The organism is Polaromonas sp. P1_E12 (genome assembly GCF_056405975.1).
This window is the reverse complement of the sequence record NZ_JBFUBB010000007.1, coordinates 314,855-337,973: the sequence shown is the minus strand read 5'-3', so window position 1 is coordinate 337,973 and position 23,119 is coordinate 314,855. Positions and strand designations below refer to the sequence as shown.

The window sequence follows — 23,119 nt, the reverse complement described above, 5'->3', positions numbered from 1 at the left end:
GGAAACGGGCGAAAAGCCCGGGAAAATCAAGAGAAAAGCCGGCGCCCTAGCACCGAGCCCGCCGACAGATCGCGGCTGTCCAGCGTGTCATAAAGCTGTTCCAGGTCGGCGTGGATGACTTCCATTGCCTCGGGCCGGATCAGATTGCCGTTGTCGTCGATGATCACACCGTCCATGTTGGCAGCCAGGGACAGCGCGGCTTCGCACATGCGAGCAAAGGGCTGCTCGGAGCGGGAAACCTGTGGAACGTCGAGCGACAGCGTCAGTTCACGCAGCGCCGTCTGCTCCGGGTCTTCTGCCATGGCGGCCTGTGTGTCGAAGGCCAGCCCCAGGATGGGGGCCTGCCCCTGCTGGTTCGCCGGCAATACCATGCGCCCGGGAATGGAGCCGGGAACGAAGCCCAGCCGCGCCGCACTTTGGTGGACATAACCCGGGCTCCAGGCGGTGTTGACGGCGCGCAGGGTAAAGCTCAGCTGTGCGTCATGGCCGCTGGCAAACTGGTCGAGTTCGCGGGCTCGCGCCACCTCGTCCAGCATTTCCGGAAATTCCGGCTCACCGCCCACCGCATCGGCAAACGCCTGCGCCTTCATCACGAATTCAGAGTATTCAATCTGGTTGAGCGCACCGGTGCGGTTGGCCAGCTGCACGCCGCACTGAAAGGCGCTGTAACGATGCCCTGCTGTGGGAAATTCCCATTCGCCGGTAATGATGCTCAGGCCTTCAACGCCGAAAGGCTTGCTGCCGGCCCGGCGCGTGCTGGGCATGGCGGCAAGCGCGGCTTCGCCCGACACCATGCCCTCAATCACCACGGGCGCAACGGCATCAATCAGCACGTCAAGACCTGGCTTTCTGTCGGATGCATTCATCGTGGCGAGCGAGGCCAGCGATGCCAGGCCAGAATCCACGTCAAAGCTGGGTTCCAGCCGTTCAGCAGCGGCACCTTCGCCACTTTGTGCGGGTGCAAGCTCTTGCTCGGGTGCGGGGGCTTCCGGTGTGGCCTGCTTGGGCAGGTTCCTGCGCGACGACCAGGCGCTGTGTGCCACCACACCGGCCAGCACCAGCCCGCCCACCACCGCCAGACTGATCTGCAAAGTGCTCATTTTGGGGTCAGGCTGCTTCTGCGAAACCGATGGCGGCTTCCATGTCCACCGCCACGATGCGTGAAACGCCCTGCTCCTGCATGGTCACGCCAATCAACTGTTCGGCCATTTCCATGGCGATCTTGTTGTGGCTGATGAAGAGGAACTGCGTTTCCTTGCTCATGGAGCGCACCAGCTTGGCGTAGCGCTCGGTGTTGGCGTCGTCCAGCGGCGCGTCGACCTCATCGAGCAAACAGAAAGGCGCGGGGTTGAGCTGGAAGATCGCAAACACCAGGGCGATGGCTGTGAGCGCCTTTTCTCCGCCTGACAGCAGGTGAATGGTCTGGTTCTTTTTGCCGGGCGGCTGGGCGATCACCTGTACCCCGGCATCGAGGATTTCCTCGCCTGTCATCATGAGCTTGGCGTTGCCGCCGCCAAAGAGTTCGGGGAACATGCGGCCGAAATGGCCGTTGACCGTCTCGAAGGTGCTCGAGAGCAGGTCGCGCGTTTCGATATCGATCTTCTTGATCGCATCTTCCAGCGTGGTCATGGCTTCATTCAGGTCGGCAGACTGCGCGTCAAGGAATTGCTTGCGTTCGCGCGCGGTGCTCAGCTCGTCCAGCGCGGCCAGGTTGACGGCACCCAGCGACTGGATTTCGCGGTTGATGCGGTCAATTTCGCCTTGCAGGCCGGTCAGGCGCACATTGCCGGACTGGATGGATTGCTCCACCGCAGCCAGGTCGGCCTGCGCGTCGGCCAGCAACTGCGCGTATTGCTCAAAGCCCAGACGCGCGGCCTGCTCTTTCAGCTGGAACTCGGTGATGCGCTGGCGCAGCGGGTCAAGCTCGCGCTCCAGTTGCAGGCGCCGCTCATCGCTGGCGCGCAGCTTGCTGGTCAGGTCGTCGTACTGGCTGCGCTTGGCACCCAGGTCGGCTTCACGCTCAAGCTTCACGCTCAGTGCGCTTTGCAGGCCGGCCTGCGCGGCGGCGTCTGTCAGGCGCGTGAGCTCTTCGCGGGCTTGCGCTTCCTCGCTCGCGATGGAGCTGGCCTGCTGAGCGGCAATGTCAATGGAGCGGGTCAGTTCTTCGCGGCGGGACGCCAGGCTGCGCAATGCAAACGTGGCTTCCTGCGCCTGGCGTTCCAGCGTGCGCTGCTGCTCACGTGATTCGCCCAGCTTGCGCTCGGTTTCGATCACGCGGTCGTCCAGCTGCGCATGGCGTTCCTGGCTGTCGGCCAGTTGCATGTCCAGCTCTTCAAAGCGGCCTTCGGCGGTAACCTTGCGCTCCTGCAGTTCGCCGAGCTGCGCTTCGATTTCGGCCATGTCGGCCTGGATCTGCTCGCTGCGCGCCCGGGTCTGCTCGGCCAGTTGCGTCAGGCGCAGCACTTCGACCTGCAGCTCATGGGTACGGCTCTGGCCTTCGGCGGTTTCGCGGCGTGCCGTGGCCAGGCGCTGGGCGGCGTCGGCATAGGCGGCTTCGGCGCGTATCAGCGCGGAGCGGGCCTCTTCGCTGATCAGCGCCTGGGCCTTGAGCTGCTTGTCGAGGTTTTCGATCTCCTGGGCGCGGGCCAGCAAGCCGGCCTGTTCGGAATCCTGGGCGTAAAAGCTCACGCTGTGGTGCGTGACGGCATGGCCGCTTTGCACATAAATCACTTCGCCGGCCTGCAGCTTGTCGCGCGCGGCCAGGGCGTCGTCCAGGCCTTGGGCCGTATAGCAGCCCTGCAGCCAGTCACCCAGCAATGCCGACTGGCCGGCATCATTGAGGCGCAGCAGTTCGGTCAGTGGTTTGAGGTTGATCGCAGCGTTGGTGCGTGCGGGCGCGGCGGCGCTGGGCGGCGAATAAAACGAGAGCTTGGCCGGCGGCGTGTCGCGGCCATCGGTGCCGGCAAAACCGCGCACCATGTCGAGCCGGCTGACTTCGAGTGCGCCCAGGCGCTCACGCAGTGCAGCTTCAAGCGCGTTTTCCCAGCCTTGTTCGATGTGGATGCGGCTCCACAGGCCTTGCAGGCCATCGAGGCCGTGCTTGGCCAGCCAGGGCTTGAGCTTGCCGTCAGTCTTGACCTTTTCCTGCAAGGCCTTGAGCGCTTCCATGCGTGCCGACAGGTCGGCCCGCTTGGCGGATTCGGTGTTGACGGTGTGCTGCAGCGTGCGGCGCTCTTCGTCGAGCTGCGGCACGCTGTCGGTCAGCTCGTGCAGGCGGGCCTCGGCTTCAGCTTGGGCTTCTTGCGCGGCGGTGAACTGTGTGTTCAGGTTGGCCAGGCGCGCTTCGTCGGGTGCGTTCAGCGCGTTGCGGTCTGCCGTGAGCTTTTCCAGCCGCAACCCCAGGCTGCGCGACTGCTCTTCGATGTTGCGCTGGTCGGCGGCCAACACCTGGATTTGCTGCTGCACCTGGCCGACGCTGGCGCGCTGCTCATTGGCCTTGGCTTGTGCCTGACGCAGGGCGTCTTCGAGGGCGGGCAGCTGGGTCTGATGCTCTTCTGTTTGCGCAGCCAGCAGCTCGGCTTTTTCCTCGGCTTCAATGGCTTGCGCAGCCAGGTTTTCCGTCTCAACGGCGGCGTCTTCCTTGCGCGTGGCCCATTGGGCGGTTTGTTCTTTCAACTGGGCCAGGCGTTGCTCGACGCGCTGGCGGCCGTCGACCACGAAGCGGATCTCGGCCTCCAGGCGGCCGACTTCAGCGCTGGCCTCATACAGCTTGCCCTGGGCCTGGTTGACCTGGTCGCCGGCCGAGTAATGCGCCTGACGAATGGTTTCCAGGTCGGCCTCGATGTGGCGCAGGTCGGCCACGCGGCTTTCCAGGTCGTTCACGGCCTTTTCGGCGTCGGCCTTGACCTTGGACTGGTCGGCTTCGCTTTCGGCGCGTTTGAGGAACCACAGCTGGTGCTGCTTCAGGCTCGCATCGGCATTCAGCGCGTTGTAGCGCATGGCGACCTCGGCCTGCTTTTCAAGCCGGTCCAGGTTGGCGTTCAGCTCGCGCAGGATGTCTTCGACGCGGGTCAGGTTTTCGCGGGTGTCCGACAGGCGGTTTGCGGTCTCGCGGCGACGCTCTTTGTACTTGGAGACACCGGCGGCTTCTTCGAGGAAAAGACGCAGCTCTTCGGGTTTGGACTCGATGATTCGGCTGATGGTGCCCTGGCCGATGATGGCGTAGGCGCGCGGGCCCAGGCCGGTGCCCAGAAACACGTCCTGCACGTCGCGGCGGCGCACCGGCTGGTTGTTGATGTAGTAGCTGGAGGTGCCGTCGCGCGTCAGCACGCGCTTGACGGCGATCTCGACAAACTGGCCCCACTGGCCGCCGGCGCGGTGGTCGGCGTTGTCAAACACCAGTTCCACGCTGGAGCGGCTGGCGGGCTTGCGTGTGGTGGTGCCGTTGAAGATGACGTCCTGCATGGACTCGCCGCGCAGCTCTGAGGCCTTGCTCTCGCCCAGCACCCAGCGCACCGCGTCCATGATGTTGGACTTGCCGCAACCGTTAGGGCCCACCACGCCGACCAGTTGGCCCGGCAGTACGAAATTGGTGGGCTCTGCGAATGATTTGAAACCAGATAGCTTGATCGAATTGAGACGCACGGCTGTCCCTGTTTTTTTGAGCTTGAGGTAGGGAGTTACAGCCCTAACTCGTTGATTTTTATGGCGTTTTACGGAAAAACGCTGACACACGCCGTGTACCACTTTCAGTAGCGCACGGTCCGCCATGTTACCCGAGCGGGACGCAGATTTTGCCGGGAAAAAGGCCCTTGACGGGCCCGGCGTGAAACACTTTGCTTCGCACGGCGGCGGTCTGTCAGGGTGACGCCAGGCCCTTCGCTGCCTGAAAATGGCTGGCTAGCGGAGAAATTTAGATCAAATTGGCCTGAAGCCCAATAAGGACCAGCGCGATCAGCTATTAGTTTGATAGCAATCAGACCAGGACGTGACAGGCCGCAACCCAAACCGGCGGCGGGTCAGCAAGGCAAGGCTGGATAATCAGGGCATGAATCCCCTGCTTTCACGCCTCCAGCCCTACCCGTTTGAACGGTTGCGCCAGTTGCACGCCGATGTCACCCCCAACCCGGCCTATAAACCCATCAGCCTTGGCATAGGCGAACCCCGCCATGCCACGCCCCAGCTCATCAAGGATGCGCTGACAGCCGGCCTGGGCGGCCTGGCCAGTTACCCCGGCACGCTGGGGGAGCCGAAGCTGCGCCAGGCCATGACCGACTGGCTGGCCCGCCGCTATGGCCTGAAACTGGACCCGGCCACACAAGTCCTGCCGGTCAACGGCTCGCGCGAGGCGCTGTTTTCACTGGCGCAAACCGTGCTGGACGCCAACAGACCGGGCGCCACCGTGGTCTGCCCGAATCCGTTCTATCAAATTTATGAAGGCGCAGCCCTGCTGGCCGGCGCCCAGACCTGGTTCGCGCCCAGCGACCCGGCGCGCAACTTCGGCATCGACTGGGCGGCCGTGCCGGCGGACGTCTGGGCCAAAACCCAGCTGGTGTTTGTCTGCTCACCCGGCAACCCCACCGGCGCGGTGATGTCGCTGGCCGAATGGAAGCTGCTGTTTGAGCTCAGCGACCGCTACGGCTTTGTGATTGCTTCCGACGAGTGCTACAGCGAGATTTACTTCCGTGACGAGGCACCCTTGGGGGGGTTGCAGGCGGCTTCCCAGCTGGGCCGGCATGACTTCAAGAACCTGATTTCCCTGACCAGCCTCTCCAAGCGCAGCAACGTGCCCGGCCTGCGCAGCGGCTTTGTGGCCGGCGATGCGGCGCTGATCAAGCCGTTTTTGCTCTACCGTACCTACCACGGCAGCGCCATGAGTCCCATCGTGCAGGCGGCCAGCATCGCCGCATGGAACGACGAGCAGCACGTGGTGGACAACCGCGCCATGTACCGCGAAAAATTCACCAAAGTCACGCCCCTGCTGTCGGCGGTGATGGACGTCGCCCTGCCCGATGCAGGCTTTTACCTGTGGGCCGGAATCCCCGAGGCATTCAGGGGTTCGGACACCGCGTTTTCGCGCGAGCTGCTCGCTCTTTACAATGTCGTGGTGTTGCCGGGCAGTTACCTGGCACGCGATGCGCAGGGCTACAACCCCGGCGCCGGCAGAATCCGCATGGCGCTGGTGGCAGAAACGGCCGAATGCGTGGAGGCCGCAGAGCGCATCGTCCAGTTCATCCAATCCAAAGTTCACTGAAAAACCATTCTCATGACTCAAGCCAACCTGCAAGCGCTCCAGCAAACCATTGACGCCGCCTGGGAAGACCGCGCCAACCTGTCGCCCAAGTCGGCGCCCAAGGACATCCTGGAGGCAGTGGAGCAAACGATTTCCCAGCTGAACAATGGCTCGCTGCGCGTGGCCACCCGCGAAAGCGTGGGTGTGTGGACGACGCACCAGTGGATCAAGAAAGCGGTGCTGCTGAGCTTTCGCCTGAAAGACAACGAACTCATGCGTGCCGGCGACCTCGGCTTTTTCGACAAGGTCAAAACCAAATTTGCACACCTGAGCGAAGCCGAAATGCGCGAAACTGGTGTGCGCGTGGTGCCCCCCGCCGTGGCCCGCCGCGGCAGCTTCATCGCCAAGGGCGCGATCCTGATGCCCAGCTACGTCAACATCGGCGCATGGGTTGGCGAAGGCACCATGGTCGACACCTGGGCCACCGTGGGCAGCTGCGCACAGGTCGGCAACAACGTGCACCTTTCCGGCGGCGTCGGCCTGGGCGGCGTGCTGGAGCCTTTGCAGGCCAACCCCACCATCATTGAAGACAACTGCTTTATCGGCGCACGCTCTGAAGTGGTCGAAGGCGTGATCGTCGAAGAAAATTCGGTGATTTCTATGGGTGTCTACATCGGCCAGAGCACGCCGATTTACGACCGCGAAGCCGACACCGTCACCTACGGCCGTATTCCTGCAGGCTCCGTCGTGGTGTCGGGTAACCTGCCAAAGGCCGGCGGCAAGTACAGCATGTACTGCGCGGTGATCGTCAAGCGCGTGGACGCAAAAACCCGTTCCACCACCAGCCTGAACGATTTACTCCGCGACTAGACATGGCCCCCACGCTTCTCGCTTCGCGTAGTGCGCTGCCCCCCGAGGGGGCCGCTGCGCCTGCGGCCCGGCAAAGCCGGTTCCGCGGCCCCTGCTGGCGAGGAACCGTAAGTCGGGTGGCCAACGTTGTATTTCATTTCAATCAAGAGGGTGGACTATGAGCACGATGGAAAGAATCCTGCGTTTGATGGTGGACAAGAAGGCGTCTGACGTCTACCTGTCGGCCCATTCGCCCGCCCTGATCAAGATCAATGGCCAGGCCATCCCGATCAATGCGCAGATCCTGCCGCCGGAGGCACCGCGCAACCTGCTGGCCGAGGTATTGCCGCCCGAGCGCATCGAAGAGATGGAGGAAATGGGTGAGCTCAACATGGCGTTGCCGATTGCCGGCCTGGGCAACTTCCGTATCAGCGGATTCAAGCAGCGCAGCACCTACGCCGCCGTGATCCGCTACATCCCCAGCGAAATCCCTCCACTGGAAAGCCTGAACGTGCCGCCCATCCTGGCCGACCTGATCATGGAAAAGCGCGGCCTGCTGCTGATGGTGGGTTCCACCGGCGCCGGCAAAAGCACCACGCTGGCCTCCATGATCGATCTGCGCAACGAGACAACGCTGGGTCACATCCTCACCATCGAAGACCCGGTCGAATTTTTGTTCACCAACAAGAAGTCTGTCGTGAATCAGCGGGAGGTCGGCAGCGATACACAATCGCTGCAAGTAGCGCTGAAAAATGCGTTGCGCCAGGCGCCTGACGTCATCCTGATCGGTGAAATCCGCGACCGCGAAACCATGTCGGCGGCCATTGCCTATGCGCAGTCGGGCCATTTGTGCCTGGCGACCATGCACGCCAACAACAGCTACCAAGCGCTGAACCGGATCCTGAGCTTTTACCCGGTGGAAGTGCGCAGCACCATGCTGGGTGATCTGGGTGCCGCGCTCAAGGCCATCGTGTCGCAGCGCCTGCTGCGCACCCAGGACGGCGGCCGAACGCCGGCGGTGGAAGTCATGCTCAACACCAAGCTGATCTCCGAGTTGATCGAAAAAGGCGATTTTTCAGGCGTCAAGGAAGCGATGGAAAAATCCATGGCCGAAGGCTCACAGACCTTCGAGCAGGACATCGCCAAGCTGATCGTGGCCGGCACCGTCACACGCAAGGAAGGTGTTCTCTACGCCGACTCGCCGACCAACCTGATGTGGCGGCTGGAAAATGACTTTGCCATCAAGGCCAAGACACTGGAGCCTGAAGAGGACCCGGATGACGAACCGTCCTTTACGGAAATCACGCTGGACGTGAAACACTAAAAACACGGCCGCGCTCGTTTTCGGGCCGGTGTTAACAGGCCCTAAACGACATGTCCCGAACCCTGCATCTGGCCGAACAGCTGATTTCCCGCCCCTCCGTCACGCCTGACGACGCCGACTGCCAGGCCATGCTGATCGCCCGGCTGGCGCCGCTGGGTTTTCAATGTGAAACCATCGTCAGTGGCCCCGCCGACTTCCGCGTCACCAACCTGTGGGCTAAACGCGAAGGGAAATTGAAGGACTTTAGGCCTGCAGACCAGTCAGGACGAGCGCAAGCAGCTCCTGAATTGATAGCAAATGGCGCTGAAACCACGCCTGCCAAAACACTGGTATTCGCCGGCCACACCGACGTGGTGCCCACCGGCCCCCTCGACCAGTGGCACAGCCACCCGTTCACCCCCAGCCATCGTGATGGACAAATGTATGGCCGTGGCGCCGCCGACATGAAAACGTCGATTGCGGCCATGGTGGTTGCGGTCGAGGAATTCCTGGCCGCCCACCCGGATCCGGCCTTGTCGATCGCCTTCCTGATCACCAGCGACGAGGAAGGCCCCGCCGTGGACGGCACGGTCATGGTCTGCGAGCAGCTGAAAGCGCGCGGCGAAACGCTGGACTATTGCATCGTGGGCGAACCCACCTCGGTCGAGCGCCTGGGCGACATGATCAAGAACGGCCGCCGTGGCACCATGAGCGGCAAGCTCACTGTCAAGGGCGTGCAGGGCCATATTGCCTACCCGCACCTGGCCAAAAACCCCATCCACCTGTTTGCACCTGCGCTGGCCGAACTGGTGGCCACCGAGTGGGACAAAGGCAATGCCTTCTTCCCGGCCACGAGCTGGCAAGTCTCCAACATCCACGGTGGCACCGGCGCGTCCAACGTCATTCCGGGCGAACTGGTGGTGGACTTCAATTTCCGCTTCTGCACCGAATCCACGCCGGAGAGCCTGCAGCAACGCCTGCAGGCCGTGCTCAGCCGGCACCAGCTGGAATATGACCTGAAATGGACCCTGGGCGGTCTCCCCTTTCTGACCACTCCAGGCACACTGGTGGATGCGGTGCGTGGAGCGATCCAGGCTGAAACCGGCCTGAAAACCGAACTATCCACCACGGGAGGTACGAGTGACGGCCGCTTTATCGCCAAAATTTGCCCGCAGGTCATTGAATTCGGTCCCCTCAACGCTTCGATCCACAAGATCAACGAGCATGTTCTGGTGAGCTCACTCGATCCGCTCAAAAACATCTACAAAGGTGTTCTGGAACGGCTGGCGGCAGCATGACGAGCCCGGCAACTCCTGCTGCACCGCTGACGGTGCTGGCGCTGGTCGAGCAAATGGCCGCCAGGCTGGAAGCGGCAGGCCTGCACTTTTCAGACGGATTCGGGCAAGGCACGACCAACGCCTTCGACGAGGCCGCGTGGCTGGTGCTGTGGAAGCTTGGGTTGCCACTGGACGACCTGGATTCTGTAGAGAATCGGCCGGTAACACAAGAGGAACATGCGCAAGCAGCTATGCTTTTGGAAGCACGCATCAGCACCCGCAAGCCGGCGGCTTACCTGACGAACGAAGCCTGGCTGATGGGCGTGCCCTTTTATGTCGATGAGCGTGTGATCATTCCACGCTCCCTCATTGCCGAGCTGCTGGCCGACGCCAGCATAGACCCCTGGCTGGGCGAGCACCCCCACCGCGTGCTTGACCTCTGCACCGGTAACGGCAGCCTCGCGGTGCTGGCGGCCATGACCTACCCTGATGTGTTGGTGGACGCCGCCGACATCAGCCTGGACGCCCTGGAGGTGGCCCGTATCAATGTGGACCGTCATCACCTGGACGGCCGCATCACGCTGATCGAATCTGACGGCATGGCTGCCTGCGCGGGCCTGTATGACCTGGTTTTGTGCAACCCGCCCTATGTGAACGCTGCCAGCATGGCAGCCCTTCCGGCCGAGTTCCGGGCTGAACCCGGCCTGGCACTGGACGGTAACCGGCACGGCGGCACCGATGGCATGGACTTCATTCGAGACCTTTTTCAAAGCGCCGCACGCCATATGAGCGAAAATGCTGTGCTGGTGCTGGAAATCGGCAATGAGCGCGAGAATTTTGAGCGCGCTTTCCCGACGCTTGAACCGCTGTGGTTCGAAACCAGCTCGGGCGCCGACCAGGTCTTGCTGCTGACGCGCGAACAACTGGCCTGAAGGCCAGGCTGGCGCTCAGCCCCGGCCTGAATGACTGGCGCAGCGCTTGCTTGGCAAGCGTGTGCGACGCCCCGCCACCCCGAATACTTTTCCTGAAGCTTTAATTAAATGATTACCCTTAAAAACGTCGTGCTGCGCCGCGGCGCCAAAGTGATTCTGGATGGCGCGTCCGTCACCCTCAACCCCGGCGAAAACGTTGGCCTGGTGGGGCGTAACGGCGCGGGCAAATCCTCTTTGTTCGCGATGCTCAACGGAACGCTGCATGAAGACGGCGGCGAATTTTCGATTCCTACGCAGTGGCGCATGGCGCAGGTTGCGCAGGACATGCCCGAAACCGAGCAAAGCGCCACCGACTACGTGATCGAAGGCGACGTGGTGCTGATGGCCGCACAAGCCGAGGTGGCGGCCGCCGAAGAAAGCGGTGACGGCGACCGCATGGCGCACGCCTACATGGAGCTGTACGACTCCGGCGCGCACGACTCGCAGGCGCGCGCCCAAGCGCTGATCCTGGGCCTGGGCTTCAAGGTCAGCGAACTGGACAACCCGGTCAACAGCTTTTCCGGCGGCTGGCGCATGCGACTGCAGCTGGCGCGCGCGCTGATGTGCCCGTCTGACCTGTTGCTGCTGGACGAGCCCACCAACCATTTGGACCTGGACGCGCTGGTCTGGCTGGAAGCCTGGCTCAAGCGCTACCAGGGCACCATGCTGGTCATCAGCCATGACCGCGAATTTCTCGACGCCGTGACCGACGTGACGGTGCATATCGAAAGCGCAAAACTCACTCGTTACGGCGGCAATTACAGCAAGTTCGAAGATTTGCGTTCCGAGCAAATGGCGCTGCAACAGACTGCGTTTTCCAAGCAGCAGGACAAGATCGCCCACCTGCAGAAGTTCATCGCCCGCTTCAAAGCCAAAGCCAGCAAGGCCAAGCAGGCGCAAAGCCGCGTCAAGGCACTGGACCGCATGGAGAAAATCGCGCCGCTGTTGGCCGAGGCCGACTTCACCTTCGAGTTCAAGGAGCCGGCCAACCTGCCCAACCCCATGCTGTCGATGCAGAACGCCTACTTCGGTTACCCACCGCTTGAAGATTCCCCGGAAGGTACGCCGCCCACAGTCATCGTGCAGAACGTCAGCAAGTCAGTGCTGGCCGGCCAGCGCATTGGCATCCTGGGCGCCAACGGCCAGGGCAAGTCCACGCTCGTGAAGACCGTGGCCCGGGCACTCGTGCCCATCAGCGGCGAGATGATTGAGGGCAAGGGACTGAACATCGGCTACTTCGCCCAGCAGGAGCTGGACGTGCTGCGCCCGGCCGACAACCCGCTGGAGCACATGATCCGCCTTGTCAAGGAAGTCACCGCCGCCGGCAAGATGGGCAACCAGCCTACGCGTGAGCAGGATTTGCGCAGCTTCCTGGGTAATTTCAATTTTGGCGGCGACATGGTCAAACAGGCCGTGGGCAGCATGAGTGGCGGTGAAAAAGCACGCTTGGTGCTGTGCATGATCGTCTGGCAGCGCCCCAACCTGCTGCTGCTTGATGAGCCGACCAACCACCTGGACTTGGCCACGCGTGAAGCCTTGTCGATGGCACTCAATGAGTTTGAAGGCACCGTCATGCTGGTGAGCCACGACCGCGCACTGCTGCGCGCCGTCTGCGATGAATTCTGGATGGTGTCCCAAGGCGGCGTCGCCCCCTTTGACGGCGACCTGGACGACTACCAGAAATACTTGCTCGACCATGCCAAACGTCAGCGCGAGGAAGCCAAGAAAGCCGGCAGCGCGGCCCCGGTTGCCACTGCCAAGTCGGTTACACCCCCTGCGGCGGCCGAAGAAAAGAAACCCGTGCCCCGCGAGACGCCCGAACAGCGCAAGCTTGATGCGCAGCGCCGTCAGCAACAGGCCGAAGCCACCAAACCGCTTCGCAAGGAAATCGAGAAAATCGACCTTCGCATGAAAGCGCTGGCCGCAGAACGCGACAGCCTGCAGGGCTTGCTGACCACCACCACTGCGCCCGCAGAGATCGCCCAGACCGGCAAGCGCCTCAAGGCCATCGAGGGCGAAATAGACATGCTGGAAGAACGGTGGCTTGAGCTGACCGAACAGATCGAGACGGCTGCGGTGTAAAGTGGCGAAAGGATCCTTGACGGCCCCACGCCGCCGAGGTCACCCCATTTTGAAAGGGCCCGATTGATGCCTTCAGCCTTGCATATGGCCGCGGACGACGCGGCACTTGAAGCCGCCGTCAAACGCAGCCGCAAGCTGCTGAACAAGCGTGCCATGGTGGCGGCCGCAGCCAGCGCCGTGCCGGTGCCCGGGCTGGACTGGGCGGTGGACGCTGCGATGCTGTCCCGGCTCATCCCGGAAATCAACAGGGAGTTCGGTCTCACGCCCCAACAGCTTGACAGGCTGGAGCCCAGAAAGCGCGACCAGGTGCAAAAAGCCGTCACGCTGGTAGGTTCGGTGCTCATCGGAAAATTTATCAGCCGTGACCTTGTCATCAAGGCTGCCACCAAGATCGGCGTTCGCCTGACCACCAAACAGGTTGCCAAGTATGTGCCACTGGCTGGCCAGATCGTGTCGGCCGCAGTCGGCTATGCGGCGATACGCTACCTGGGCGAAGAGCACATGAAAGACTGTATCCGGGTGGCGAAGCAGGCGGAGATGGAGCTGCCCTTGCTGGGCTACTCGGCTTGAGCCCGCAAAGCCCGCCTTCGGGAGTTTGTCAGCAGAACAACAAAAAAGGACCTGGCCTTGCGGCCAGGTCCTTGATGTACTTGGTGGGTTCTGACAGATTCGAACTGTCGACCTACGGATTAAGAGTCCGCTGCTCTACCAACTGAGCTAAGAACCCGGAAATTCTGGTGGGACCAGCGGGGGTCGAACCCACGACAAACGGATTAAAAGTCCGCTGCTCTACCAACTGAGCTATGGTCCCAAGAACGTATCTTGCGAGACATCCCGGTATTTGCTGCTTCGAGGGCAGCAAAGCCTTGAATTATAGCGTGATTTTTTAAGCCTCCGCAAAAACTCAGGCCGCAATTTTGTCGAGTGCCCAGCCGGCCGCGCACAACCCGAAGGTCGAGGTCACGCTCACGACCGATCCATAACCGTGGCAGTTCAGGCTACCGTCGCTCTGAGCGGCCGCATCGGGCTGCAGCACGGCTTCGCGGCTGAACACGCAGGCCACGCCTATCTTGCCTTTGCGCGCCGCGCCGTGCTCCTTGCGCAGGCGGTAACGCAGCTGCGCCAGCAAAGGGTCGTGCGTGACCAGCGACAGGTCGTCGATGTCCACGCGGTGCGCCAGCCGCTTGCCGCCCGCGGCGCCTACACTGACCAGATTCACCTTGTTGGCAATCGCCCAAGCTGCCATGGCGGTTTTGGCTTTCACCTGGTCGCAGGCGTCGATGACGGCCAGCGGCTTGCGGTCAAAGCCCTCTTCGAGGCCCAGGATGCCCGGCCAGTTGGCGGTGTCGACAAATTCCTCGATGCCGTCCACGCGGCAGCCCGGGTGAATCTGCGCGATGCGTTCGCGCATGGCCTGCACCTTGGCCTGCCCCAGCGTGCTGTCCAGCGCATGGACCTGGCGGTTGATGTTCGATTCGGCGATGTGGTCGAGGTCGATCAAGGTCAGGCGGGCCACGCCGCTGCGGGCCGCGGCCTCGGCCGCCCAGGAACCCACGCCGCCCAGACCCACAACCACAACGTGCGCCTGGCGTATGCGCTGCGCCCCCGCCGCGCCGTAAAGGCGCGCCAGGCCGCCGAACCGGCGCTCCAAGTCGGCGGGAAGTTCTTCGATGAGGGATGTCATTGGAAATGCGGATCGTTGCCGGGACGTGCTCAGGCAGAACGTTCCAGCCGCCAGATCTGGTACTTCAATCCCGCCACGCAGCCCGCGAGAATGGCCGCCAGCGCCACAAAGCTGGTGGCGCTCAGGGTCGAGATGCCCGACAGGCCCTGCCCTACAGTGCAGCCCATGGCGCAGACGCCGCCCACGCCCATCAACGTTGCGCCCACCAGGTGGTTGGCGGTGTCTTCCGCGTCGCGAAAGCCTTCCCAGCGGAAACTGCGCGACAGCAGGGCATAGACGGCCGAGCCGGCCACCACCCCGAACACAGACACGATGCCCAGGGTGAGCACCTTGCTCTTGTCGCTGAAGAACATCAACCAGTCTACGGTATAGGCCACCGGCGAGACAAAGCTCAGTGCCTCGGCCCGGCCCGAGTTGGTGGCCAGGAAGGCCTCCTGCAGCGTCTCCGGATGCTCGGCCACATAACCGAGATGCCCGCTGACCCACCACATGGCCGCAATGACGCCGCCTATGCCCAAGCCCGCGAGCAGGTTGTCGAAGCGCCGGAACTCTTTGCCGAACAAGGCCCAGACGATGAGGCCCAGTCCGATGAGGATGGCCAGGCCTATGCCGGCGGCAGCGGGCGTTATGCCGATGGCGCCCGCCACCCAGTTCGGCAGGGTCGCATTGACCGCGAACTCAACGGCCACCTTGTCGACCGTGGCCACCCGAACCACGGCGGTGATGCCCTTGAGTGTGGCGAAAGCCGCGATGCCCATCACGGCGAACACCACGACGGATTTGAGGCTGCCTCCTCCGATACGCACCAGCGTCTTGCTCCCGCAGCCCGAGGCCAGCACCATGCCAAAACCGAACATCGTGCCGCCCACCAGCGCAGAGAGCCAGATAAACCGGTTGGAGGCGTACAAGGTCTTGGCGGGGTCAATCACACCGGCAGCGGCCAGGGTGAAAAAACCGATCATGGCGACGCCGATCGCCATTCCCCACATGCGCATACGGGTCCAGTCACCCATGTTCACGATGTCGCTGACGGCGCCCATGGTGCAGAAGTGCGTTCGCTGGGCAATCGCGCCAAAAACCATGGCGAGAATGAAACCGGCCCAGAGAACCTGGGCCGTGAGACTGTTGAGTGCGGAGATGTCCATCGCCCGATTTTAGGGGCGAATGATCTTTGCCCCCGGGCCGGCCGGATAGCCTGCCCGAGGTGCGGCTTACTTCAGCTTGGCCAGCCGTTCCTTGGCGACGGAAGCCGCCTCGGCCTGGGGATAGGTCTTGACCAGGTCCTCCAGCGTCTTGCGGGCCGACTTGGTGTCCTTGAGTTCCACCTGGCAGTTGGCCAGCGAAAGCATGGCCTCCGGCGCACGCATATGATCGGGTTCAGCCGTCACGAGCGAGCGGAAATTGGTCACCGCATCGCGGTAGTTGCGCAGGGCGTACTGCGCATTGCCCAGCCAGAACAGGGACGATGTCCGGTAGCCGGTTTGCGGATAACGCTTCAGGAAGCCCAGGAAGCTCGTCTGCGCTGCTGCGAAGTCGCCCTTGCGAAGCGTAGCCAGTGCGGTTTCGAACTCCTGTTTTTCAGCGGGCTCGGCCACAAATTCCTTGCCGTCCACATTGACTTTGCCGGGTTCGAACTTGCGCAGACGCTCGTCCACGCCTGTCGTCAGGTCTTTCTGGGTGCGCTGCATCTCGGCCACGCTGCGCGTCAGGTTTTCGTTCTGCCCACGCAGGTTGGCGACTTCGCTGCGCAGTGCCTCAATCTGGTTGGACAGGTCGAGTACGCTGCGGCGCAACTGGGCATTGTCTTCCGTGTTTTTCCGCACGTCATCGGCCATGCGCAGCTGCGACGCATCGACCTTTTGCCGCAAATCGAGGATCGCCCGGCGGGCCTCATCGTCTTCAAACAGGCCGGCGTTTGCATTGAACGCCAGCACGCAGGCCGCGGCTACCGCGGCATACCGAAACATGTTCACGGTTCGGGCTCCGTTTAACGGTAGTTGAGTTCAGCGCGGCGATTCTTCGCCATGGATTCCTCATCAGAGCCCGTAGCTGCCGGCTTTTCCTTGCCGAAGCTAACGGCCTCGACTTGCGCATCTGCCACGCCCAGCAAGCCCAGCGCGCGGCGAACTGCCTCGGCGCGCCTTTGGCCCAGAGCCAGGTTGTACTCGCGGCCGCCGCGCTCGTCAGTATGGCCTTCAATAGCCATCTTGCGGCCCTTGTTGGCCGTCAGATATTTGGCATGGGCCTCGATGGCTCCCTGGAACTCGGGCTTGACCACATAGCTGTCGAAGTCAAAGTAGATGACCTTGGTGGTATTGGCCGGCCCTGCCAGCGAGGCATCGGCACCTTCAACCTGTACCGGCGCAACAGCACGGCCGGTCGCGCCTGGTGTACCGCCTTGCTGGGTCGTGCCGGTGCGATCCTCGACCGGCACGTCGTTCAACTTGACGCCAGAGCCGCAAGCTGTCAGCGTGGCCGCCAGGACAAGGGAGGAGATGATTGAAAAAACGGTGCGTTTCATGAGGTACCTCTACAAAAAAATAGGCCGTATGGAAAACAAAAATAATGCCGGGTGTTGCCGGTCACCGCTGGAAAGGGCCCCAATCGGGCTCCCGGATGTCACCGCTTGCCCCGGACAGTCTTGCCTTGATCTTGCCGTCCAGCGTTGTGGTCATCAGGGCTTCCCTGCCCTGCTGCTGGGTGGCATACACAATCAACCGGCTGTTGGGTGCAAAGCTCGGACTCTCATCGGCCGTGGTTTCGGTGATTGGAGTGACCGTGCCGCTGGCAAGTTCCATAACGTGCAGCTTGAAGGCGCCGCCCACCCGGGAAACATAGGCCAGCCATCGACCGTCGGGGCTGATCGCAGGGGATATGTTGTAGGTCCCGGTAAAGGTGACCCGCTCTGCATTGCCACCATTGGGGCTCATGCGGTAGATTTGCGGCGCGCCGCCGCGGTCGCTCACGAAATAGATGTAGCGTCCGTCGGGCGAGAAGGCAGGCTCGGTGTCTATGCTGGAAGACTGGGTCAGCCGTTTGGGCTCGCCCCCATTGAGGCCGATCGCATAGAGCTGTGAACCGCCGTCGCGGCTCAGTGTCGCCACCAACTGTTTGCCGTCCGGTGACCACGCCGGCGCGCTGTTGGAGCCTCGAAAGTTGGCCAGCAGGCGTCGCTTGCCGGAAGCCACATCGTGCGCGTAGATCACCGGCTTGCGCGACTCAAACGACACATAGGCCAGTTGCGAGCCGTTGGGTGACCATGCGGGCGAAATAATGGGTTCGGGGCTGGTCAAGGCCGACTGCGCGCCCTCACCATCGGAGTCGGCCACCCAGAGGTTATATTTCTGGGCCGCCTTGGTCACGTAAGCGATACGCGTCGAGAAAATGCCTTTTTCGCCAGTGAGTTTTTCATAGACAAAATCGGAAATGCGGTGTGCAGACAGCCGCAAGTCAGCAGGTCCTACCGTGTAACTCTGGCCTCCCAAATCCTGTCCGCGCACGATATCCCAGAGGCGAAGACGAACGTCGAAACGACCGTCTGCCAACGGAGAAATGCTGCCGGTCACCATCGAATCGGCGCCTTTTTGCTTCCAGGCGGCCAGATCCGGGCGGGTATTCTCATCTGCGACGATCCCTGCGGTATCGATCGGCCGAAACATGCCACTACGTTCAAGGTCTGCCCGGACGATGGCACCGATCTTTTGCGGCGCCTGCGCTTCTCCCCGAAACGTGGCGATGGCAATGGGCAGTTGGGTCAGGCCAACTCCGGAAACCTCAACGCGAAATTGCGCCAGAGCCGGCACTGCCGGGAGCGTGGCAGCAACCAGCATTCCAGCAATGGTGCGACGGCGAATAAGGGGTGTGATGCTCATGGTTTTTTTGAGGTCAATGCAAATGCGTTATTTTGATGGGTGTTTGGGGGGCAATCTGGCCCAGCCCTTTCTCCGCCTGCGTGACAGCAGTTTTCATGCGCTGGAGCACCCTGTTTTTATTGATGGATTCCTGGTCGCGCGTGTTCTCTCGGTGCCAAAGATGAAATACTTCCGTACCCATAAAACCATTTTTGCGCCGAATTCCCATATGGCTGAGCCTCAACACCAGGTCGGCATCTTCATGACCCCACCCCTGAAAAGTTTCGTCAAATCCGTTGACGTTAAAAAAATCCCGCCGCCAGACACCCAGATTGCAGCTGCGAATGCCTTGCCACTGAAAACCTTGTTGTACCCTGAATAAACGCCATGGCCAGGACAGGAGGTGCAATAATTTGTTGCTATCACCCTGCAGCCGGGCGCGAATCCAGAACGATACAGGACGGCTGGGTAAATCAATAGCGCCATTGACTACACGTTCTGTAAGACGCGGGCTGATGAGCACCCTGCTTCCATTGACAAAACATCCTGGTTCGGCGAGGCGGGCGTGCTCCGCCACAAAGCGCGGCCCGGGAACGCAGTCTCCGTCGAGAAAAACCAGATAGTCGGCCGTAGCCAGACTGGCTCCGAGGTTGCGAGCCTGCGCAGCGGTAAAGCCCACGTCAGGGTGCCAAACGTGGCGGACGGAGCATTTGAAGTCCGGACATTGCTTATGGAGCATCTCCACTTCATCCACGCGAGATCCATCATCGGCAATGATGACCTCATGCGCCGACCCGCATTGATTTGCGAGTGACTTCAAAACAACCAGCAATGCATTGGTCCGGTTGTAGGTCAGCACAATAAAGCTGACCTTCACGGTGTGCTCGTTCACTTGCCGGAATTCCGTTGCAGCAACCAAAGCTTCAGGTAGCGGTAATAGGTACCTTCGGCATTTGAAATGGCAAGCACGAGCCCCATGCGCCCGTCCATGAAACCCAAGCGCAAAAAATAGGTTCGAAAGAATGCCCAAAAACCATGGCCGAGCGCTTTGCTGATCGACGATTTTTTACCCTTGCTGCGCAGCACTTGGGCACCGGCACTGGAATAGCGGTTGGCCTTGTCGAGAACCGACTCAAAGTTTGTGAAACTTTCGTGGAGCAGGGAGGAGTTCAACTGCCCCACCGGGTTCGACGTAAGAATTTTTTCATGGACAAGATCATCCGAAAAACGGGCACTCTCGCGCCGAAACAGTCGCGTCACACGATCGGGATACCAGCCGGAATGCCGCATATATTGCCCGCAATAGCTGGAAAGACGAGGGAAAGAATAGACGTCAAACGCCGGCGCCTGAAGCGCTTTGATGATTTCACGCTGAAGCTCGGGGGTAACTCTTTCGTCCGCGTCCAGAGAAAGAACCCATTGGGAACTTGCCAGGGCCAATGCGCGATTTTTCTGGGCACCAAACCCGGGCCAGTCATGATCGATGCTGACGCGAGCTCCCATGGACCGGGCAATGGCCACAGTTCCATCACTGCTGCCTGAATCGAGGACCACGACCTCATCAGCGAAAGCTACCGAGCGTAAACAGGCCTCCATGTTATGGGCCTCATTCTTGGTGATGATGGTGACGGACAAGCTTGCCAACGAATGCCTACTCAGAAGATCACAAGGGGGAATTACCAGTGAAGTCGCGTTGCTTCATCCCCTGACAGCATAGCAGAGGACCCGTACGCTTTCCCCTCGTCGCCAAGTGTGGAATCACCGATAATGCGGGCTGCTCATCAGGTACTCACTGCGACCATTTTGTTAAAAAAGACGCTCAATTTTCGGCTCGCCATTATTTGCATAGCCACGGCCTCTATTGGATTGTCTATGGCAATAATCAGTATTGCCAAGCTTTTGCTGGTGCTTTGCGGGCTCGCTACCCTGCTGGCCATGCGACAAACCGGGCAATACAAGAATCCGCTTGCAGGGTTGCGCGTACCAATCGCCGTGCTGGTCATACTGTTCGCGTTCACGCTTAGCCTGATATGGACCGTTGCGCCACTGACCGATGCATTGAGCTCGGTTGGAAAATATGGCAAGCTGCTTGAGATCATCCTGATCGTATTTCTTGTTCGCGATGCGCGCGAGGCGATGTGTGCGTTTGCCACATTTGTTGCTGCACAGGTATTTTTGCTGGCCGGTTCCTGGATGCTTTTTTTCCATCTACCGGTACCCTGGGCCACTTCCAATATGGCGCTGACAAACTACGCCGTATTCTCCAGCTACCTGGACCAGAGCATCATGAGCGGAGTGTTCGCGGCGGTCTGCTGGCATTTACGCGCCCTCTTCCCCGGGCGCTTTGGCCCACATTTCGCTGTATTGGCAGCGATCCTGGCGCTGTGCAATGTTTTTTTTGTGCTGAGTGGCCGTACCGGGCACGTGGTGGCAATCCTTTTGCTGTCGAGCGCCATCATGTGGGAACTACCCAAGCGCTATCGAATAGTCACTGTACTTCTGCCTTTTATCTTTCTTGTAGCTCTCTCATTTGGTTCATCCAAAATGCACCAGCGAATTGTGGAAGCTCAGGCTGAAATAAAGTCTTTTTCCTTTAAAAAAGGTGCCGATATCGCAACCGGTTACGGCGCAGTATCAAGCTCTTCAGGCATTCGGCTCCACTTTTGGCACAGGGCGGTGCAGTCGATTGGCGACAACCCGGTTCTGGGCGCCGGGGCCGGGAGCTGGGCAAGCGAATACAACCGGCTTGAGCAACGGGAAAAGCAGGATTACAAGCCTGTACAAAACGGAAATCCGCATCAGGAATACCTGCTGTGGGGAGTTCAGCTGGGCATTCCCGGAATTGCTCTACTTTGCGGGTTGATGTTTTCGATCTTCAAAGATACCGCCGGGATGAACAAAGCATGTGCCCGGGCGGTGCAGTCCACTTTGCTGGCACTGGCTGCTTCGTGCTTTTTCAATGCATCCATTTATGACGCGCTGATCGGGGATTTTTTCTGTGTATTGCTCGGTTTGTTGCTGGTTTTAGGGCTTCGCAGCCCGACGCAAGAATCTGCTGGTCGATCTAAAAACGAAGCAATAGCATGAGCAGCAGCACTGAAACAGGCTCCTTGGATTCACCATCAAAGCCGTCCCTGCAGCACAGGATTGCGAGAGTCTGGCCTTATTTCGGCAGCTCACGCGGTGGATGGGCATTGGCCATTGGTGCCACTATCGTGGCTTCGGCAACCGAGCCGTTTGTACCGGCATTACTCAAGCCACTCCTGGACCGGGGATTTCAGCGGGACTCATTCAATCTCTGGCTGGTTCCACTGACGTTGATGCTGCTTTTCACCCTGCGAGGACTCTCCGGGTTTCTGGCGCAGTACGCCCTGGCCAAGGTCACCAATGAGGGCCTCCAGTCGCTGCGCCGGGCGATGTTCGGCAAACTGCTGAGCTCGCGCCTGTCGCTGTTCGCGGACCAGTCCTCCAGCGCCATCGCCAACACCGTTGTCTACGAGGTGTTCAACGGCTCGTCGATGATGATCAATGCGGTCATGAAGCTGGCGCGCGACGTTCTCACGCTGGTGGCCTTGGTGGCTTACTTGCTCTTCCTGAACTGGAAGCTGATGCTGATCGTCTCCTTGCTGTTCCCGGCCGTCGCGCTGGTGATTCAGCTACTGACGCGCCGCCTTTACCGGTTGACCCGTGAAAGCCAGGTGGCCACGGACAACCTGGCCTATGTCGTCGAAGAAAACGTTCTGGCTCACCGCGACGTGCGGCTGCATGGCGCGCAGGCCGGTCAGGCTTCGCGCTTCGAGGCGCTGAGCAACACGCTGCGGCGGCTGTCCATCAAATCCACCGTCGCCTACGCAGGCATGAGCGCCATCACCCAGGTGCTGGCCGCAATGGCGCTATCGGCCGTCATCTCCATCGCCCTGCTCCAGGGCTCGGAAAACACCACCACTGTGGGCGGCTTCGTGGCCTTCGTGACGGCCATGCTGCTGCTGATCGCCCCCATAAAAAGCTTGTCCGACGGCGCCACGCCCATCACGCGAGGGCTGGCAGCGATCGAGCGCGGGCTGGACCTGGTCGACCTCATCGAGGACGAAAGCAGCGGCAGCTTCAGCACGGCCAGGGTCGCCGGCGACATTGAATTTTCAGGCGTCAGCGTTGTCTACAAGCCGGATACGCCGTCGGCGTTGGACGGCATCAGCCTGGCGATACGCGCCGGCGAGACCGTGGCGCTGGTCGGCTCGTCCGGTTCTGGCAAGACCACGCTGGCCAGCCTGCTTCCGCGCTTTGTCGACTACAGCGCCGGCAGCATACTGCTGGACGGCACGGAACTACGGGACTGGGACCTGGCTTCGCTGCGCTCGCAGTTCGCCTTCGTAAGCCAGCACGTCGTCATGTTCAACAACAGCATGGCCTTCAACGTCGCGCTGGGTCAGTCTTTCGACAGGGACAAGGTCATGCGCTGCCTGACCGCCGCCAACCTGGGCCAGCTGCTCGATGAACTGCCGCAGGGCATAGACACCGTGCTCGGCCACAACGCCATGCAGTTGTCCGGCGGCCAGCGCCAGCGGCTGGCGATTGCCCGGGCGCTGTACAAGGATGCGCCCGTGCTCATCCTCGACGAAGCCACCTCGGCCCTGGACACGGAGTCGGAAAAAGCCGTGCAGGAAGCCATACAGCGGCTGGCCGCGGGCCGCACCTCGCTGATCATCGCCCACCGGCTGTCCACCATCCAGCATGCCGACCGCATCATCATGATGAACGCCGGCCGCATCGTCGAGCAGGGCAGCCATGCTCAGCTGCTCCAGAACAACGGCGCTTATGCCCACCTTTACCGCCTGGGCTTCCAGGGCGCAGCCTAGAAAGTCATTTTCCG

At 61.3% G+C, this 23,119-nt stretch carries 18 protein-coding genes and 2 tRNA genes; 9 read left to right on the top strand and 11 right to left on the bottom strand.

What is annotated here, in order from left to right:
• Positions 1–26: 26 nt before the first annotated feature.
• Together AC1D13_RS19865 and smc are read right to left on the bottom strand one after the other, a co-directional pair.
• A complete protein-coding gene (locus AC1D13_RS19865) occupies positions 27–1,100 on the bottom strand; it encodes a cell division protein ZipA C-terminal FtsZ-binding domain-containing protein (protein WP_477665991.1) in 1,074 nt (357 codons plus the stop codon).
• A gap of 7 nt (positions 1,101–1,107) precedes the next feature.
• The gene (smc, locus tag AC1D13_RS19860; protein ID WP_457280837.1) at positions 1,108–4,644 is read right to left on the bottom strand and encodes a chromosome segregation protein SMC; all 3,537 of its coding nucleotides are present in this window, start codon (positions 4,642–4,644) and stop codon (positions 1,108–1,110) included.
• 403 nt (positions 4,645–5,047) lie between these two features.
• Here smc and dapC point away from each other — a divergent pair, with 403 nt between their 5' ends.
• The 7 genes from dapC to AC1D13_RS19825 all read left to right on the top strand — a co-directional run bounded on the left by dapC (position 5,048) and on the right by AC1D13_RS19825 (position 13,284).
• Positions 5,048–6,253: a succinyldiaminopimelate transaminase gene (gene dapC, locus AC1D13_RS19855; RefSeq protein WP_477690163.1), complete on the top strand. Its 1,206-nt coding sequence runs from the start codon at positions 5,048–5,050 to the stop codon at positions 6,251–6,253.
• 12 nt (positions 6,254–6,265) lie between these two features.
• Complete coding sequence (dapD, locus tag AC1D13_RS19850; protein ID WP_457280835.1) at positions 6,266–7,102, top strand: 2,3,4,5-tetrahydropyridine-2,6-dicarboxylate N-succinyltransferase; 837 nt, start codon at positions 6,266–6,268, stop codon at positions 7,100–7,102.
• A 157-nt stretch (positions 7,103–7,259) separates the two neighbouring features.
• Positions 7,260–8,405 carry a PilT/PilU family type 4a pilus ATPase gene (locus tag AC1D13_RS19845; protein ID WP_431096336.1) on the top strand — a complete coding sequence of 382 codons (1,146 nt, stop codon included), beginning with the start codon at positions 7,260–7,262 and terminating at the stop codon, positions 8,403–8,405.
• Positions 8,406–8,455: 50 nt separating this feature from the next.
• Positions 8,456–9,682: a succinyl-diaminopimelate desuccinylase gene (gene dapE / locus AC1D13_RS19840; RefSeq protein WP_477665989.1), complete on the top strand. Its 1,227-nt coding sequence runs from the start codon at positions 8,456–8,458 to the stop codon at positions 9,680–9,682.
• A complete protein-coding gene (gene prmB / locus AC1D13_RS19835) occupies positions 9,679–10,593 on the top strand; it encodes a 50S ribosomal protein L3 N(5)-glutamine methyltransferase (protein ID WP_477690162.1) in 915 nt (304 codons plus the stop codon). Before dapE ends, prmB begins: the two co-directional genes overlap by 4 nt.
• Before the next feature lie 108 nt (positions 10,594–10,701).
• Complete coding sequence (locus AC1D13_RS19830) at positions 10,702–12,714, top strand: ABC-F family ATP-binding cassette domain-containing protein (RefSeq protein WP_457280832.1); 2,013 nt, start codon at positions 10,702–10,704, stop codon at positions 12,712–12,714.
• Between the two features lie 66 nt (positions 12,715–12,780).
• Positions 12,781–13,284 carry a hypothetical protein gene (locus tag AC1D13_RS19825; protein WP_457280831.1) on the top strand — a complete coding sequence of 168 codons (504 nt, stop codon included), beginning with the start codon at positions 12,781–12,783 and terminating at the stop codon, positions 13,282–13,284.
• Between the two features lie 81 nt (positions 13,285–13,365).
• On the opposite strand, the gene AC1D13_RS19820 is transcribed toward AC1D13_RS19825, so the two are convergent.
• The 9 genes from AC1D13_RS19820 to AC1D13_RS19780 all read right to left on the bottom strand — a co-directional run bounded on the left by AC1D13_RS19820 (position 13,366) and on the right by AC1D13_RS19780 (position 19,893).
• Positions 13,366–13,441, bottom strand: a tRNA-Lys gene (locus AC1D13_RS19820).
• Positions 13,442–13,449: 8 nt separating this feature from the next.
• Positions 13,450–13,525, bottom strand: a tRNA-Lys gene (locus AC1D13_RS19815).
• A gap of 93 nt (positions 13,526–13,618) precedes the next feature.
• Positions 13,619–14,398, bottom strand: coding sequence for a tRNA threonylcarbamoyladenosine dehydratase (locus AC1D13_RS19810; RefSeq protein WP_477690161.1), 780 nt, complete (start codon positions 14,396–14,398; stop codon positions 13,619–13,621).
• 29 nt (positions 14,399–14,427) lie between these two features.
• Complete coding sequence (locus tag AC1D13_RS19805; RefSeq protein WP_457280829.1) at positions 14,428–15,543, bottom strand: YeeE/YedE family protein; 1,116 nt, start codon at positions 15,541–15,543, stop codon at positions 14,428–14,430.
• 66 nt (positions 15,544–15,609) lie between these two features.
• Positions 15,610–16,365, bottom strand: a complete 756-nt coding sequence (gene ybgF, locus AC1D13_RS19800) for a tol-pal system protein YbgF (RefSeq protein WP_457280991.1) — start codon at positions 16,363–16,365, stop codon at positions 15,610–15,612.
• Between the two features lie 20 nt (positions 16,366–16,385).
• Positions 16,386–16,919 carry a peptidoglycan-associated lipoprotein Pal gene (pal, locus tag AC1D13_RS19795; RefSeq protein ID WP_457280828.1) on the bottom strand — a complete coding sequence of 178 codons (534 nt, stop codon included), beginning with the start codon at positions 16,917–16,919 and terminating at the stop codon, positions 16,386–16,388.
• A gap of 61 nt (positions 16,920–16,980) precedes the next feature.
• Positions 16,981–18,270 carry a Tol-Pal system beta propeller repeat protein TolB gene (gene tolB, locus AC1D13_RS19790; RefSeq protein ID WP_477665987.1) on the bottom strand — a complete coding sequence of 430 codons (1,290 nt, stop codon included), beginning with the start codon at positions 18,268–18,270 and terminating at the stop codon, positions 16,981–16,983.
• Between the two features lie 13 nt (positions 18,271–18,283).
• Positions 18,284–19,141 carry a glycosyltransferase family 2 protein gene (locus AC1D13_RS19785; protein ID WP_457280826.1) on the bottom strand — a complete coding sequence of 286 codons (858 nt, stop codon included), beginning with the start codon at positions 19,139–19,141 and terminating at the stop codon, positions 18,284–18,286.
• A complete protein-coding gene (locus tag AC1D13_RS19780) occupies positions 19,138–19,893 on the bottom strand; it encodes a glycosyltransferase family 2 protein (protein WP_477665985.1) in 756 nt (251 codons plus the stop codon). Before AC1D13_RS19780 ends, AC1D13_RS19785 begins: the two co-directional genes overlap by 4 nt.
• A 123-nt stretch (positions 19,894–20,016) precedes the next feature.
• Here AC1D13_RS19780 and AC1D13_RS19775 point away from each other — a divergent pair, with 123 nt between their 5' ends.
• Positions 20,017–21,336 (top strand): O-antigen ligase family protein, encoded by a 1,320-nt coding sequence (locus tag AC1D13_RS19775; RefSeq protein WP_477690160.1) that lies wholly within the window; start codon positions 20,017–20,019, stop codon positions 21,334–21,336.
• Positions 21,333–23,105, top strand: coding sequence for a lipid A export permease/ATP-binding protein MsbA (gene msbA, locus AC1D13_RS19770; protein ID WP_477690159.1), 1,773 nt, complete (start codon positions 21,333–21,335; stop codon positions 23,103–23,105). The genes AC1D13_RS19775 and msbA overlap by 4 nt, the downstream gene beginning before the upstream one ends.
• Positions 23,106–23,119: the final 14 nt, after the last annotated feature.